Genomic DNA, 17,338 nt, shown 5'->3' with positions numbered 1-17,338 from the left:
TACAATTGCGCTCGGGATACTGGCCCCGGAAGGGGCCAGTATTTGTTATGAAGAATCTAAAGAGGTGAAGCGGTGAAAACAGTTCAGACAGTGAAAAAAAACCTTCGAAAATACGGTTCATTCTGCGAAAGCTCTGTCCTGGAAGATATCGAAAGACTTTCAGAGCAGCTTAAAGGAGCACGGATACTACACATAAACGCCACGGCCTTCGGTGGGGGTGTGGCCGAGATTCTACACACTTTGATCCCTCTCATGAATGATTGTGGCCTCGAGGTTGACTGGAAAGTTATCGAAGCTCCATCGGAGTTTTTCGATCTGACCAAACGTATGCATAACGCCCTTCAGGGAAAAGAAGACGTCCTTTCGAAGGAAGATCGTAGTCTTTTCGAAAGTGTGACCAAGGAGAATGCCCGTTTCATTGAGGCCAGTAAGTACGATGTCGTAGTGATACACGACCCACAGCCTGTTGGACTTCCTGTCTTCGCAAACTTTGGCAGCTCAAAACTTGTCTGGAGATGCCATATCGACACATCCTCTCCCAACCCGGCCTTCTGGGAATACCTCAATTCGTTTCTTGCTTCATACAACGCTGGAATCTTTACCCTGAAGAGTTACGCAAAAGAGGGGATCTCCATCGGGGAGATTTACGAAATAGCCCCCTCCATAGACCCGCTCAGCAATAAAAACAGAGATCTTTCAAATGTTGAATTGACCAACGCGGTGAAGAAACTGGGTGTGGATATACGCAGACCCATCATCACACAGGTCTCCAGGTTTGATCCCTGGAAAGACCCGATGGGAGTTGTGGATGTCTATAGAGGATTGAAAAAGAGATTCGAAGGTCTCCAATTACTCATGATAGGGTCTATGGCCTCCGATGACCCTGAAGGCTGGAAGATTTACGAAGACCTCCTCAGGTACACAGGTATGGACTACGATGTGAAAATTCTGTCGAATTTCCAGGGAATCGGGGATATCGAAGTCAACGCTTCTCAGAGATTGAGTGATGTTGTGATTCAAAAATCTCTCAGAGAGGGCTTTGCATTGACCATGAGCGAAGCGATGTGGAAGAGGACACCTGTCGTCGGAGGAAACGTTGGAGGTATTCCGCTACAGATACATCACGGTGTCAACGGCTATCTAGTAAACAGTATCGATGAGACTATCGAATATACCGGGAAAATACTCGAAAACCCCATAATGGCAGAAGAGATGGGCAACAAAGGTTACGAAATTGTCCGGAGGAACTTTCTCAGCACCAGACATCTCTACCAGTATTTGCAACTATTTTCGGACCTTATTGTATAGATTTATCCCCGATCTTCCAGTGCGGCCGATCGGGGATGTTTTCTCACAATCTCTTTCTGACTTTGACCTTGGCCATGTTTTCATAGATAGGCAGTCCATGAAGGAAGAGGTTCGGAGCCTCTCCCTGGATCAATGGACGCGCATACGACAGAAAACTGTCGCTCACATAGAAACCATCTTCGGAAATGAAGTCTTCCGGAAGAGGTTTCGTTCCATTGGCTACTTGAGAAAGATCGACGCATTTTAGTTCTTTGAGATAGGGCCTGTCACAAGTCCGATCTATGGAAACCATGAAACCACTCTTTCCACGCAACACTTCCTTAACGGCGAAAGCTCCAACTTCAATCGCCTCCTGCCAATCGATGAGACTGGCTATATGTCTGGAAGATCTCTGGAGATAGTCGGGAAGAGCGACATGAACTTTACATTTTAAGTTTTCTCTCACTAGCCTCTCCAAATACTGGCCGATATTGCCGAGCTGAATATTTCCGAAGGCGTCATAATAACCGGCCGTGGATAAATAATTTCCATCGCTCCCCTTGAGGGCTTCAGATGCAACTATGGAGCAGTATCCATCGGCTTTGATAACCTCTTCTACCCTTCTCAGGAAGGTTTCCTGATTAAAGGCCACCTCAGGGAGCAAGATTATTTGCGGTCCCTGAAGTTGATCTATGCCGGCCAGAGCGGCCGATGCCGTCAACCATCCTGCATGACGACCCATCGACTCCATTATGAACACCTTTGTTGAATCGCTGTACATAGATTTCAGGTCTCTGGTGGCTTCACGTATCGAGATGGCCGTGAACTTGGCTGCCGAACCGTAACCAGGGCAATGATCGGTGAGAAGCAAATCGTTGTCAACAGTTTTGGGTACACCCGCAACTCTCAACGGAAAGTTCATTTCCAAAGCCTTTCTATGTATCTTGTAAGCCGTATCCATAGAATCGTTACCACCGTTGTAGAAAAAATAACCTACCGAATGAGCGTCGAAGACTTTGAAAAGCCTTTCAAAATCCTCTTCCTTCTCCAGCTTCGTCCTACAAGAACCAAAGACCGCGCCAGGAGTGTAAGGGATTCTTTCTATCTCGCTCCGCTTTTCGTCGGTCAAGTCGAAGAGTTCTTCATTCAGTATTCCTTTGATCCCGTTGACTCCTGCGAAAACTCTCCCAATATCGCGGCTCTCAAGCGCAGCTACGATTGCGCCATAAGCAGAAGCATTGATTACGGCCGTAACTCCTCCCGATTGTGCGTAAACAGCGTTCTTCATTTTTCCACCCCCTGGATAGAATATTATCATATCACCCAATAACAGTCGGTTGCAAAAAAACAGACGCCACTGGCGGCGTCTGTTTCTACAATAACTTCTTCAGTTACAGGCCTGTGTGATTATGGGAACGGTTTCGGAGGCATTGCCCCAGATAGTCGTCACGTTTTCCATAGAGTATAGAGAGTTCTCCACACCTGAATAACCTGGCTTTTCGTCGAGATTGCACACGATTATGTGTCTGGACTTGTCAACCTCCAGTATGGGCATTCCATATATCGGTGTACCTTCAGCCGTGTTGGCGGAAGGATTTACCACATCGCAGGCGCCCACAACGATCGTCAGGTCGGTTTTCTCGAATTCCGGGTTTATAGTCTCCATATCATACAGTTTATCGTAATCGATACCAACCTCGGCCAGCAAAACATTCATATGACCCGGCATTCGCCCTGCAACCGGGTGAATACCGATCTTTACTTCTTTTCCCGATTGCTCGAGTTTATCCATGAGCTCCTTTACTTTGTCCTGAGCCTGCGCTACCGCCATACCATAACCGGGAACTATTATTACCTTCCTGGCAGTTTTTACAATCGAATCTAGCATTTTTGACCCGGTCTTTTCGATTTTTGCTTCCCCATCTGGAGTCTTTTCCAGCAACTTTGTTAAGGTGGGAACGGTTTCGGAGGCGTTGCCCCAGATAGTCGTCACGTTTTCCATAGAGTATAGAGAGTTCTCCACACCTGAATAACCTGGCTTTTCGTCGAGATTGCACACGATTATGTGTCTGGACTTGTCAACCTCCAGTATGGGCATTCCATATATCGGTGTACCTTCAGCCGTGTTGGCGGAAGGATTTACCACATCGCAGGCGCCCACAACGATCGTCAGGTCGGTTTTCTCGAATTCCGGGTTTATAGTCTCCATATCATACAGTTTATCGTAATCGATACCAACCTCGGCCAGCAAAACATTCATATGACCCGGCATTCGCCCTGCAACCGGGTGAATACCGATCTTTACTTCTTTTCCCGATTGCTCGAGTTTATCCATGAGCTCCTTTACTTTGTCCTGAGCCTGCGCTACCGCCATACCATAACCGGGAACTATTATTACCTTCCTGGCAGTTTTTACTACCTGAGCGAGTCCCGTCTTCTTTTCGGTGATCTTGGGCACATCAATTGAGGAAGATTGTTGCTGTACGGGGGTTCCACTACGATTTGAAGTCACTACCGTCGTAATTCCCGTGAGAACGGCTGAAAGACTCCTGTTCATGGCTTTGCACATTATTCTTGTGAGTATAAGTCCTGAGACCCCGACAATCGCTCCGACACCAACCAAAAGAGGGTCTTCCACAGCGAAACCCGTGATTGAGGCGGCGACTCCCGAGAAGGAGTTAAGCAGGGAGATAACGACCGGCATATCGGCGCCCCCCACTCTCAAGGCCATTATCACTCCGTAGATACCCGATACGATAGTCAGTAAAACAATCCAGAGGTTAAATATACCGGTGAAAATCACGCTAAGAAGAATTATTACCGCTCCGGCAATAAGCAATCCCTTTTGCGATTGACCATTTTTATCTACGCGAACCGGCCTTCCAGATATCATTCCCTGTAGCTTCATCGCAGCCACAAGACTTCCCGTAAAAGTCAGCGTACCTACCGTAAAAGCCAAAGAGGCTGTTAACCAGAGATACCAGACAGCATTTTCGGGATACTGAACGCTTCCCGCTACGGCCACCAGAGCGGAGGCTGCACCTCCGAAACCGTTCAATATACCTACCATCTGGGGCATCTGTATCATCTTGACTACCTGCCCTAGCCACACTCCAGCCGCACCACCGACGATCAACCATAGCCACAAAGAAGGATTTCCTATGCCGCCGTAGGCGATTATCGTGTACAATACTGCCACGGCCATAAAGATAGCGCCGATGCGGTTCCCAAGTAGCGCGGTTTCAGGAGATTGCATCAATCTTATTTGAATGATGAACCCGACTATTATGATTGCGGAAATAATTATTACACTCATTCGCCCTTTCTCCTGCCGCTGGTGTTGAACATTTTTAACATCCGGTCCGTCACCCAGAAACCTCCTACAACGTTTATCATGGCCATAAAAAGAGCTGCACCACTCAAGAAACGTACAATCCCGGAGTCAATGGTCGCAAAGACCGCAATGGCACCCAGAACCGTAATGCCAGAAAGAGCATTCATACCCGACATAAGGGGTGTGTGCAACAGCGAAGGCACCGACGATATAATCCTGTATCCAAGGATTGCACAGGCGAGTAGAAAAATCAACAAAGCAACGAGCATAGAAATCCTCCTTCCTGTTACTTTATGACTAATCGTTTATAAGGCCCATCGAAAGAAGCGTTCCGTGGTGAACAATTGAACCTCCGCGAGTCACCAGAGTCTCACGTATTATCTGGTCGTCCATATCGACATTGACTTTTCCATCCTTAACAAGATTATCGACGAAATACCAGATATTGCTGGAGAACATTCTGGTCGAATCTATGGAAAGTGTTGCCGGAATGTTCAATATTCCGATTATCCATACGGAGTTGTAATCGTATTCCTCACCTTCGTGCGTAACCTCACAGTTACCACCCTGGTCGATTGCTATATCGACTATGACGGATCCCTTCTTCATAGTATCGACCATCTCTTTGGTAACCAACGTAGGTGCTACCTCACCAGGTATCAGGGCAGAGAGTATTAGGATATCGCATGTAGCAAGGTGTTTGGCGAGAACTTCACGCTCCTTTTCATACCACTCTTTAGGCAGTCTCTTTGCATAGCCCCCCTTGCCAACTGCAAGATCTTGAGGAACATCGAACGGTATCACTTCAACACCCAAAGATTTGGCCTGGGCCGCCGCTTCCGGCCTTATATCGAGAGCCTTGACCTTCGCTCCTAGCCTTTTGGCCGTTGCGATAGCCTGAAGACCGGCAACTCCTGCACCGACGACGATCACCTCGGATGGTGGTATCATACCGGCCGATGTCGGCATCATGGGAATGAACTTCTTGATGCGATTGGCACCAAAGATTACAGATTTGTAGCCTGCTATGGTACTCATAGAAGTAAGAGCATCCATGGGTTGAGCCTTTGAAATTCTCGGTATACTATCGAGAGTGAAACTCGTGATACCTCTTTCGGCAAGTATTTTGATAGACTTATGGTTGACATCGTGGGCTGGATGAAGGAAGGCTACAATCGTCCCACCTTCTTTAATCAGTTCGGCTTCATGCTTTCCCAGATCATTATTGAACTGTGGTTCCTTAACTTTGAGAATGAGATTGGCTCTCGAGTAGATTTCACGTGCACTGGAAACAACCTCGGCTCCGACTGCGGCGTAATCTTCGTCGAAAAAGAAGGCACCTTCTCCTGCATGGCTTTCGATGAGAAACTTTGCACCATTATCCACGAATTTCTTGGCAACATCCGGAGTGACTGCGACACGCTTCTCGCGCGCCAGAATCTCCTTTGGAACACCGATCGTTAGTCCTGAAAACTTCATTCAAAATTCCTCCTCAGCAGTGATTATTAAAAGCACAGCCTCATTATACAATAGAGTCTTTGAGGGCGTAAACAGCCGAATTCCCTCCTTGGGACTCGATTAATGCTTCCTATGGCTTTGTAGTTGCTCACCCTTCGAGATTACTAATCAGGAAGAAGTTATGGTATGTTTTTCATTTGCACGATCGCTTTTTTTGATAGATGTTTCATTTCGATCCTCAATTACCTGACCGTAATTGTAAATGTGGTAGTCGTTTCTCCACCTTTCAGGTCACTGGCTTTCAACATTACCGTGCTGGTGCCGAGTCCCTCGGGAATAAAGGAGTAGATACTTCCAGTCAGAAGACCCGGTCCATAAATCAGTTCGTATCTAAGATAATCTCCGTCCGGATCGCTGCTGAACTCCCTCAGATCAAGCCTTAATGTTCTGGTGGACATTGTCGTCTGATCGGGTATCGTAAATTGTGGTGCCCTGTTAGTGTCGGTTACCAAAAGATCGAAATTAGACGAAACCTGGCCTCCCTTACCGTCTGAGGCACTTATAACCACAGTGTAGAAACCATAATCGTCGTAATTGGGTTCCACAATGTAATTGTTGTTCTCGATCCTCCCGATACCCTGAATTATCGAGTAAGTGAGAGTATCTCCGTCGGGGTCCGAAGAGGCTTTTGTAAGATCTATAGAGTATGTAGAACCTTCCGGAACGGTTATACCCGAAAGCTCCAGTGATGGTGGTCTGTTGACGTCTCTGACCTCTACGGCAAAGGAGCCACTTGTACTGCCTCCCTTTCCATCGTCGGCTCTGATGACAACCGTATAGTTACCAGCCGAGTTGAAGTCCGTCCTAAGTGTGTAGATGTTGCCCTGAACGGTTCCCGGTCCCGATGCAAGGGTATAGCTCAACCTGTCGTTGTCGGGATCGGAGGAATTGGACGCCAGGTCGATTGTCAGGACTTCTCCCTCGACGATTCTTCTAGGAGTTATCGAAATAACGGGAGGTCTGTTGGATGCCTGAACATTTATTGTTAAAGTTCTGTCAATGGTTCCACCTTTGCCATCGGAAGCTCTGATTGAAGTTGAAAAGGAACCTGTGGTTTGCGACTGGAAAGTGAAAAGGCCATTTTGAATGTTTCCCGGTCCACTCAGGATCTGATATGATAGGGCGTCGCCATCGGGGTCGCTGAAATAGTTGTTGAGGGTAATTGAAAAAGTCTGGCCCTGAACTACAGAATTCTGGGGAATATCTATGGCAATGGGTGATCTGTTCTGAGCCACCACATCAATTTTGAAACTTGATCGCACAGCAGTCTTACCGTCGGAGACTTCAATTTCTATCAACTTCTGACCACTATCGTTTGTGGGACTCGAATATGAGAAAAGCGTTCGCTCCAAAATTCCAGGTCCCGATATTTTCCTTATCGTGATCGCATCGTTGTCTTTGTCGGTTATAAAACCTTTCAGATCTATCGCAAGAGTTTCACCCTGATTCATTCTCTGATCTGGAATAGATATCACCGGTGGATTGTTGGAAGTTATCGGTGTTTGTATCTGCGTATCCGCTACGGTTGAAACCGTTCCCTGAGCCGTTGTATCGGTAGCACGCTGCGATTGCTGATCGATGGAAGCTATGAAATCCCTTTCAGAAAGCTTGAGTACCGAGGTAACAACCCCACCCTTTCCGTCGGACACCTTTATACTTACAGTTTCTTCTCTGGAATCTGAAAAGGACGGTCTGTAAGTATAACTACTTCCTATTATCTGACCACCACCCGATTCTACCGAGTAAGTCAGAGTATCGAGATCTAGATCTTTCGCATAATTATCCAGGTTTATGGAAACCATCTCGCCCTTTCCTAAAGTTAACGATGGCAAGGCAAAGACAGGCGGACGGTTTATTTCCCTGACTTCTATAGTAAAAACTTCCTCTGCAATCTGACCGCTTTGATCCTTGGCAATTATACTCACAGAATGTTTACCCGATTGCTGAAAGGTTGGAGAAAACGTGTATAGATTACCTTTTATCTCACCGGGTCCAGAGATTTTCTGGAAGACGAGTAAGCTCTTTTTCTCATCACTCGAATAATCGTGCAAATCGATGGTTATTACGGCGCCTTCATCGATTATCAAATCGGGAATATTCAACACCGGCGGCTTGTTCAGAATATCTGGCAGCAGTCTAATAGCGAAGACCACCATCACTACGATCATCAGAAGAGCCCAGAAGAACCATTTTCTCATACCGCACAACCTCCATAGAAGAGAAAACTGTACAATAGCATTATAATCTTCTCCGATATCTTGCCAAAGAGAAGTCTCTATTATTATGACACCAAACTGACCGTAGATTGTTCGCCTGGCTAGACCAACTAGTTCTGGCAGTTATGACCAGTAGTTCATTTACTAACATCTATCGAGTCCAAGGCTGTTTTTTTTCAAGGCCTTCGAACTGGCCATGCATTTATTTTGATATAATAATTTTAACCTTTTATCTGGCATATTGTGCACCGCTTGTGCTAGAATCAACTTGATAGAAAAATCACAATCTTTTACGTTCAATATATCTGTTGAAGATTCTCTAAGGAGGTGCTATAGGTGCCCGTTACTATCACCATCAACGGCAAGGATTACCAAGTAAAGGAAAATCAGAGTATTCTTGAAGCCTGCCGTGACGCCGGGATTAACATCCCAACGCTTTGCTACCATCCGTCCCTATCTGTCGTAGGTTCGTGCAGAGTCTGTGTTGTTGAAGTTGAGGGAGCGAGGAATCTTTCACCGGCCTGCGCGACACAGGTGTCGGATGGAATGAAAATCAAGACAAGTTCTGAGAGAGTGAACAAAGCTGTAAGGTTCAATCTTGGTCTTCTTCTTTCCAATCACCCGAACGAGTGTATGACCTGTGATGTCAACGGCAGATGTGAATTTCAGGACCTAATATACCAATACGATGTGAAGGATATATTCCCCAAGACTTTGAGGAATGTTCCTTACGACATTTCCAGTCCATCACTCTTCAGGGATATGAACAAGTGTATAGATTGTGGAAGATGCGTCAGGGCTTGCGATGAGCTTCAGGGGTTGTCGATACTATCGCCAGTCAACAGGGGCTACCACGTGCTTCCACTCCCGGCTCTAGGAGCACCTATCGCCGCTACGGATTGTATTAATTGTGGACAGTGTTCCGTTGCCTGCCCTGTCGGTGCGATAACCGAAAGAATGGAATTCAGAGATGTCATCACCGCTCTTCGCAAACACGACAAGGTTCTGGTTGCCCAGACGGCTCCATCGGTCCGTGTCGCACTTTCGGAAGAGTTCGGCGAGCTACCCGGATCGATAAGTACTGACAAGATGGTCGCCGCACTGAGAAAATTGGGGTTTGATTATGTCTTCGATACAAATTTCACGGCTGACCTCACGATAATTGAAGAGGGTTCGGAACTCCTTGAAAGGGTGAAAGAGGGCGGTAAATTCCCAATGTTCACCTCCTGCTGTCCAGGATGGGTCAACATGATGGAGAAACTCTACCCGGAATTTACCCAGAATCTTTCATCGGCCAAGTCACCTCAGGAAATGATGAGCGCGCTTATTAAGACATATTTCGCCGAGAAGATCGGGAAGAAACCCGAAGATATCTATCTGGTCTCGATAATGCCCTGTACAGCAAAAAAAGATGAAAAGAGTAGAGAAACTCTTTCGGTAAGGGGCATGCAGACAACCGACGCTGTTATTGTAACCAGAGAGCTGGCTAAATTGATCAAGATGTACAAGATACCCTACGAATCGCTCGAAGAGGAACCTTATGATATACCCCTGGGAATCTCCACAGGAGCCGCCGCGATTTTCGGAACAACCGGAGGAGTTATGGAGGCTGCCCTTAGAACGGCTTATGAGTTGTACACCGGTGAGGAACTTCCTAAACTCGATTTCGAATTTGCCAGAGGTTTCGACGGAGTTAAAGAGGCCGAGATCGATATGAAAGGTACAAAAGTGAAAGTTGCCGTAGTTCACGGCGGTAGCAACGTCGTACAGTTAATGGATAAAATACGCTCGGGAGAGAAATTCTACCACTTTGTCGAAGTCATGGCCTGTCCCGGTGGTTGTATAGGCGGAGGTGGCCAGCCAAAGTCGAGCAAGCCCGGTTATCTTCAGAAGAGGATGGAGGCAATCTACAACATCGATAGAGACTCTAAGATCAGAAAATCTCACGAAAACCCCGCCATAACCAAGATATATGAAGAGTATCTTGGCAAACCTCTAGGTCATCTCTCTCACGAACTCCTCCATACTCATTATAAGAATAACCAGAAGAGTGTAATAGAGAGAAAGAAGGAACTGGAAGAAGTATCCAAGGGTTGAGAGATTTATTCGATATAATAGGGGAGCCGGTGAGGCTCCTCTTTTTATTGGTCGTTTTCTCTTTCGAAAACAGTCACTGCCAGTGCATAGGGAGTCTTCAAGAGGCATTTCAAGTCGAGACAGAAAGATCTTCTAGCCACGTAGTAAAGATCGTAGGCCGTTTTGATTCTGTATTCCTCGACCGTTACGGTGTATTTGTAGTTGATCTGCGCCCAGCCAGTCAATCCCGGTCTCACTAACAACCTTAGAGAGTAGTCTGGTATATTGTCGATTCCCAGTCTGTGAAAGGATGGCAGTTCAGGTCTGGGACCGACTAGACTCATATCACCTTTGATTATATTCACTATCTGGGGTAGTTCATCTAGCCGAAGCGGTCTTAACACGCGCCCCAGAATTGTGATTTCGTTTCGACCGTCTCTGGTACCGTAAGTCCTGAATTTGTACATCTTGAAAAGTAACCCGTTTTTTCCGACCCGGTCCTGACTGATAAAAACCTGCCGACCACCGGTAATGAGCGAGATCAAGCCAATTAAAATTAAGAGAGGTGAAAAGATAATAAAGAAAAGACTTCCAACTAAAACATCAAGAAGCCTTTTTAGTCTGTCATAAGTCCGAATTTCTTCTAGTGAAAGACCTTCTATATCAATCAGTTGTGACTCATCAAAGTTGAAATGGCCTAATCTGAACAGTATCGCGTGTCTGAAAAAAATTGTTACTGTTGCCGGCATAACCGAGAGAATCGATGACCTACGGATAAGTAGGATCACGAGAAGAAAAAAACAGACCAGTGCGGCCGAACCGAGAGTAGAAGCCTTCTGTCTTTTCTTGTTAGACAGGACTATTCCCTCATAACCGCGCATCGAGAAACTTATTAAGAGGCTCAAACCAAGTCCTGTAAAAAAATCTAAAGGTCCGAGCCAAAAGAACGCCAAAGCACAAAAAAGGTCAACGACATAATAGAGGTTCATCTCTATTATTCTCTCACTTTTCAGGCATTATTTGAATCCACATTTTCACAGAATATTGAAAAAACCCCAGTAATATAGAGTAATATGGATTATGGGGAGGAATCGATGAAAAAGCTATATCTGAGTGATCTTCATATTGGCGACGGTACACTCAAAGACGATTTCAAGTTTGACGAAGACCTTATCGAGCTCATTGAGAGTTCAAGCAAAAAAAATTTCAACGAGATAGTCATCGTTGGGGATGGACTGGAGCTTCTAACTTCTGAAAAAGTGAAGGAGAAGGGTATGGTCTCCTATGAAGAGCTTCTGGAAAGTCTAGACGTCTCATTGATCGACAGGATAGAGGAACGACATAGAGATGTTTTCAAAGTTTTCAGAGAGTTCAGCAAGACTGGAGATCTTATATACATAATCGGAAATCACGACTCTTTCCTTCTGTTCAAAGAGGAACTCCGCGAAAGAGTACGACAAATCCTCGGTGGGAACGAAAAGGTGAAGATCGTGCCTTACTATCTCGACAGACAGTTCAAAACGCTTGCCATTCATGGAAACCAGTATGATATTGTCAACCGTTTCTTTATAAACAGGAAAACCGGCCAGCTGGAGCAACCGTTCGGTGATTTCATGGCACGTTTCATGATGGAAAATTTCGATCCTCTGCTGATGAGGGCTGAACTGCCGGAACAATCGGTCAGGGACTATCAGAACATACATCCGACGTTGGATGTTTTTCAGTGGTTCGATTTTATTAGAAGGACATTTGATATAAATGTTGATCTTCAGGAAGAGTGGTCTAAAAACTTCGTGAAACTTCTAAAAACGCCCTTCGCTAAGGTCTGGATTGATAAAAACTGGCCAGTATTGAAGATTCTGGCAGGACTTTTTATCAACCGTCATGGTGGCATGAAGCTGGGCGATTTTATGGTCAGGATGGTCATGGCAACACGCAAATTCAGAAAGACCGACAATTTGTACAGACAGGCCCGAAGAATGTTGGGCGCCGAAGGTATGAAAGGGTTCAGAAAAGCAATGAACAATGACTACTTCGCCGGTTATGGCAATGGCGCTCCAGCGATAGTTCCAGGTGAACTTAAAGGTGTAATAATGGGTCATAATCATCGACACGTGCTTCGCATGGTATCTAACAACGGAGAGGAAAAATTTTACGCCAACACCGGGACGTGGAAGCCAGTCGTTGAATTAATAGATGACAACCCGGACAACGGTTTTGCCAGAAGAGTCGAGTTAGGCTATATTACCATAGAAATGATCGATGACGAGTTTCTTGTGCAATCCAAACATATAAAAAAACTTAGTGCGGTTCGCCTTGCTGAAAGGACATCCAGAAATGGAACTTTCTTTGAAGTATAAAATCTTATTGGAAAGACCTTCCAATGAGTCCAACGGTCCGGGTATCTGAGGAGGGATTCAGTGGTGTATTTCAGGGGCTCATCTGTTGTGCCGGTCATAATCACAGTTCTTTTCGTCGTAGTAGCTGCTGTCGTGGCTGTGTTTTTTCTTTGGCCAGCTCCAGAACCGAGAATATTGATCACGAACGTTTCGCCCATCCCTAGAAACGGAGAGAGGGTCCTGGCTGAGAAGTTTATAGAATTGAAATGGGAAGCCGTCTATGAGAGACCTAGACAGGGTTTGATGGCAGAAGTGTTTGTAGGAGAAGACCGTAATAGCCTTGTTAAGCTTGCCCAAGATGTGGAGGGAACCCTCACTTCACAGTCCGAAGGAATCTTTTCCTTCGTTTTTCGCTATCCAGTAGAACCACACTCCCAGTACTGGTGGAAGGTTCGTGTTTACAACCAGAACGGGAAGTCCGTAGAGAGCGAAGTATGGACTTTCGTTCTAATGAATCAATATCCAGAAAAACCAGAGCTTATTCCGCCGAGTCAGAATTCGGCCAACGTAGCTCTGAGGGATCTTGTCCTTAAGTGGAAGGCCTCCGATTTAGATAACGACGAGCTGACCTACGATGTTTACTTCGGGCGAGAACCAAGACTGGACGAGAGAGATCTTCTTCTAAAAGGAACTAAAGACACAGAGATAGATATTTCCACCCTCAAGAAACTCGATTACTCGACAAAGTACTACTGGAAAGTTGTCGCAAAGGATCCTTATGGTGGCGAGTCCGTATCCAAGACCGACTCTTTCACGACCCAGATACGCGCAGAGCTTCCGGCTCTATCGCCTGTCATGCCGGTAAACGGCATGACGGGTTTTAACGCCGATATTGCTTCGCTCTCCTGGAAAACTTCTCTCCCTCTCGACTACTACCCGGACGGACTCTTCTTCGATGTATATATTGCCGAGGGACAGTCAAGAGCATCGCTGGTCGGCACAACTAACAAGACGGAGATGGTCGTTCCATCAATAAAAGGTCACACGTCCTATAATTGGTACATCGTTGTAAGAGACGCCTCCGGAAAGGAAAAGAAAAGCGATCAGTGGACTTTCACCACTGCCAACAGGGCACCGGTAATCGATATACAGTATCCAGACCTTACCACCTCATCGACCAGTGTTCCCGTTAGCTGGACCGTCATAGACAGAGATGGCGATGAAATCACCAGCGAAGTCTTCTTCGGAGAAGTTAATGAGACACCGGTGAGAATCGCGTCGGGAAAGATGACCTCCATATTTCTCTCGGGTCTAAACATCGGAAAACAGTACATGCTCAAGGTAGTTTCAAAAGACGGACGGGGTGCCCAGACAGAAAAGGAGATACTTCTAACTCCTGGAAATAGTACCCCTTCCGTAGTACTTTCCAGACCTGGTACCGATGGTACGGTCGAGCCTACGATGGTGACCTTCGAATGGTCGGGTAGCGATGGCGACGGTGATAAACTCACATACCAGTTACACATCAATTCGCCGGGACAGCGGCAGGTGTTCGAAAACATAGATATTGAAAGATTCACTGTCAGAGATCTCCAGGAGGAAAGAGAGTATAGTTGGTACGTTATAGCAAGCGATGAAAAGGGAGCATTCGCCAGAAGCCCAGAAAGAGTCTTTAAGACTGGCAAGAAATCCCTCGAAGTTGTTAACCTGCTTTTGCCGGAACACGAGGCTTCAGAATTACCCCTAAGAAACATCGAATTTACCTGGAAGATAGATCAGGAACCGGAAAACGCCCAGTATATATTCACACTTTCGAAAGATCCGAAAATGGAAGAGATAGTCATCCAGAGAACAGTGAAGGAGAAGGCACTGAAAGTCAACCAGGAGCTTCAGAGCAATACACGATATTACTGGAGTGTAGATTTACTGGTTGGTGAAGAAGTTAGAACGGGTGAAGTTAGGACCTTCAAGACTTTCAACAACCCGCCCGAGATCCCGGCAGCCAGGTCTCCTGTGGATGGTGCAGTAGATGTTTCAACCGACAGGCTTACTCTTGTCTGGGATGCCAGCGATATCGATGGCGCTGTCGCCGGTTCGATCGTTCACTTTCGAATTAATGGCGGCGAAGAGAAAGTTCTGAACACAAGTTCGAACTCAGTGGTGGTAGATCGACTGCTACCCGGCCGCGAATACAGGTGGTGGGTGGAAATTATCGACGATGGTGGAAAGAAAAATAAGAGTCCTGAGTGGATCTTCACAACAGGCAATCAATCGCCCGCAGTAACTTTCACCTTACCGTCTGGAACACTCTTGGAAGGGGTAACCGCTCCTTTACAATTCACCTGGGAGCTCGATGATCCCGAAGGAGAAAATCTTTCCGTGTCCGTTTTCCTCAATGAAACGGGCATGGAGATTGCAACACCTGTGGTAAGTGGAAACAACCTGCTCTCCTACAGAGTTGAACGGATTGAGGAAGGTAGGGATTATACCCTGACGGTCGTGGCTACCGACCCCGGAGGCAAAGAAGGAAAGGCTTCTATCGCCTTTAAGAGCAGATACTCGCAGATCACATATATCTATCCAACAAGTGGCGGCCGTTACTCTGTTGATAGGAACTTCGAATGGTCGCACGCAGGCGCCAGTGACGGTTACATATTCAGATTGTACGACGGAGATTTCAACCCACTGGTTAGGGAAAGAACGACGGAGGTCAATTATAGGCCGGAGATAACTCTTGAAACAGGGAAGCTATACTACTGGGCCGTATCAGTTGTCGATGGGGATCGTGAATATGCAGGTTTTCCCGTTGGATTTTTCGCAGGCTCAGGTAACAGCGTAACATTGCTGTCTCCGCAGAACAATTCGGTAGTAGAAACTTCAGGAGTCACGCTGAGCTGGGAAGTTCAGGGTGAATTGAACAACATCTCACGTACTGAACTCTTCTTCGGGGAAGCCGGAAAACTCACTCCCATAATCATCGGTCCTAACTCTAGATCCTATACTACTGGAAGTCTCGGTGGAGGAAAGTCATACGAGTGGTATGTACAGCTCACAGATGTGAGCGGAAATACTTCCAAGAGCGAGATCAGAAGGTTCGAAGTTTTATTGGAAGCCACAAACAACCCGCCGGTGATAGCTCTTTCCGCACCGCAAGACGGAGAAGTAGTCGATCAGAGCTCCGTCGAACTTAGATGGTCGGCCAGTGATATAGATGGTGACCGTTTGAGTTTCTCTTTATATTTTGGGAAAAACAACGATTTACTTCTGATGGGTGAGGGAATAACAAACAGCTCCTTCACGGTGACCAATCTTGAACCGGGCAACAGCTATAGCTGGTACGTCAGGGTGAGTGACGGCAGGATAACGCTCGATTCTCCTATAAGGCGTTTCACAGCGGTCCAGAGAGTCGTGACGATCGATACGCCTTCCCCATCGGACGGGAGTGAAGAGATAGGCATCAAACCAATTCTTTCCTGGCGAATGCAGGGAGCGACCGGTGGCGAGTTCAGAATATATCTCGGCACTTCAAGATCGTTCCTGCCGATGGTCGGGACCTCTAGCTCCAGCACCTTTACTTACACAGGTGAACTGGAGAAGGAAACCACCTACTTCTGGAAGGTTGAGTTGTGGGATGGGAGCAATCTGGTTTCCACATCACCGGTTTGGCAGTTCTCCACCGAGAGCTGGCCTGTCCATGTTTCCGATACCAGCACGGTTGCTGTGTACGTCAATGGCACTTTGAATGTTATCACTATGGATAATACATCCGGAATAGTCAGTGTGATAAAGAACCCCTACCAGTACCAGGGAAAGGTTTCACCTGTAATCAACGGCGATCTGATCTATATGGTTGATGACACCGGAAGACTCGTGACACTGAGGGTAAGCGGAAACACCATCGAGACGGTTTCGAGTCTGAACACGGGAACCAGTCCCGAAACACTCGTACTGGCAGGCGGTTATCTCTGGCTGCTAGATACTAAGAGCGCCGCAGTGGTTCTCAGGATCTCGCTTGACAATAGAGGAGTACCGACAAGGAGCGAAAGCGTATTCAGGGACTGGACAACACCGGTCGATATGTTTGTCAGCGAGGATCTTTCGAGGATTTATCTCGCCGATGCGCTCTCAGGAATAAAGGTGCTTGAGAGAAGCGGCACTTCGTATGTGGATGTCTCTTCGAGATTCACGGTCTCTCTCAGCGGTTACGCCAGATCTGTCGTTGTCGTTCAGAACCTGGTTTTCTCTGGAGAGGCCGGCATAGACGGGGGACTTAAAATGATAGATCTTTCCCGATCCATCAGGAGCAATCTAGGGAAATACTACATAGTCTTGAAGCTTCTGGTATCGAACAACATAGTCTTCGCCATAACAGACAAAGGGGTTTCGATAATAGACGTTACCAGTACGTCTCAACCTGTTATTTTGAGGGATATAGAGATTTCGCAGGTCGATGAGATAAGGGTCTCCGGAAGACTTCTCGCCATAAGGGCAGGAAACAGACTGCTAATTTACGATGTTCTATCGGCAGGTAACCCAGTGCTTCTGAATGAATACAATTGAATGCGCTA

The 17,338-nt window shown here is 46.6% G+C and carries 10 protein-coding genes; 4 read left to right on the top strand and 6 right to left on the bottom strand.

What is annotated here, in order from left to right; translation table 11 throughout:
• The first annotated feature begins 72 nt into the window (after positions 1-72).
• On the top strand, positions 73-1,308 hold the full coding sequence (locus MESINF_RS10450) for a glycosyltransferase (RefSeq protein WP_169699762.1): 1,236 nt from the start codon (positions 73-75) through the stop codon (positions 1,306-1,308).
• 43 nt (positions 1,309-1,351) lie between these two features.
• Here the strand turns inward: MESINF_RS10450 and MESINF_RS10445 are convergent, their stop codons facing one another.
• The 5 genes from MESINF_RS10445 to MESINF_RS10425 all read right to left on the bottom strand — a co-directional run bounded on the left by MESINF_RS10445 (position 1,352) and on the right by MESINF_RS10425 (position 8,337).
• Positions 1,352-2,575: a 6-phosphofructokinase gene (locus tag MESINF_RS10445; protein ID WP_169699761.1), complete on the bottom strand. Its 1,224-nt coding sequence runs from the start codon at positions 2,573-2,575 to the stop codon at positions 1,352-1,354.
• Positions 2,576-2,674: 99 nt separating this feature from the next.
• Positions 2,675-4,603, bottom strand: coding sequence for an NAD(P)(+) transhydrogenase (Re/Si-specific) subunit beta (locus MESINF_RS10440; protein WP_169699760.1), 1,929 nt, complete (start codon positions 4,601-4,603; stop codon positions 2,675-2,677).
• Entirely contained in the window at positions 4,600-4,890 is a 291-nt protein-coding gene (locus MESINF_RS10435; RefSeq protein WP_169699759.1) for an NAD(P) transhydrogenase subunit alpha, read from the bottom strand. Before MESINF_RS10435 ends, MESINF_RS10440 begins: the two co-directional genes overlap by 4 nt.
• A 28-nt stretch (positions 4,891-4,918) precedes the next feature.
• Entirely contained in the window at positions 4,919-6,100 is a 1,182-nt protein-coding gene (locus MESINF_RS10430) for an NAD(P) transhydrogenase subunit alpha (protein WP_169699758.1), read from the bottom strand.
• A 221-nt stretch (positions 6,101-6,321) separates the two neighbouring features.
• A complete protein-coding gene (locus MESINF_RS10425; RefSeq protein WP_169699757.1) occupies positions 6,322-8,337 on the bottom strand; it encodes an Ig-like domain-containing protein in 2,016 nt (671 codons plus the stop codon).
• 354 nt (positions 8,338-8,691) lie between these two features.
• On the opposite strand from MESINF_RS10425, the gene MESINF_RS10420 reads away from it, so the two are divergent.
• Positions 8,692-10,452, top strand: a complete 1,761-nt coding sequence (locus tag MESINF_RS10420) for an NADH-dependent [FeFe] hydrogenase, group A6 (RefSeq protein ID WP_169699756.1) — start codon at positions 8,692-8,694, stop codon at positions 10,450-10,452.
• Positions 10,453-10,496: 44 nt separating this feature from the next.
• Here the strand turns inward: MESINF_RS10420 and MESINF_RS10415 are convergent, their stop codons facing one another.
• Positions 10,497-11,336: a sugar transferase gene (locus MESINF_RS10415; protein ID WP_169699755.1), complete on the bottom strand. Its 840-nt coding sequence runs from the start codon at positions 11,334-11,336 to the stop codon at positions 10,497-10,499.
• A gap of 189 nt (positions 11,337-11,525) precedes the next feature.
• On the opposite strand from MESINF_RS10415, the gene MESINF_RS10410 reads away from it, so the two are divergent.
• Positions 11,526-12,791: a metallophosphoesterase gene (locus MESINF_RS10410; protein ID WP_169699754.1), complete on the top strand. Its 1,266-nt coding sequence runs from the start codon at positions 11,526-11,528 to the stop codon at positions 12,789-12,791.
• A gap of 60 nt (positions 12,792-12,851) precedes the next feature.
• Positions 12,852-17,330 (top strand): fibronectin type III domain-containing protein, encoded by a 4,479-nt coding sequence (locus MESINF_RS10405; protein ID WP_169699753.1) that lies wholly within the window; start codon positions 12,852-12,854, stop codon positions 17,328-17,330.
• Positions 17,331-17,338 lie beyond the last annotated feature (8 nt).

Source organism: Mesotoga infera (genome assembly GCF_900157305.1).
GTDB lineage: Bacteria > Thermotogota > Thermotogae > Petrotogales > Kosmotogaceae > Mesotoga > Mesotoga infera.
This window is presented reverse-complemented; position numbering and strand designations above follow the sequence as displayed.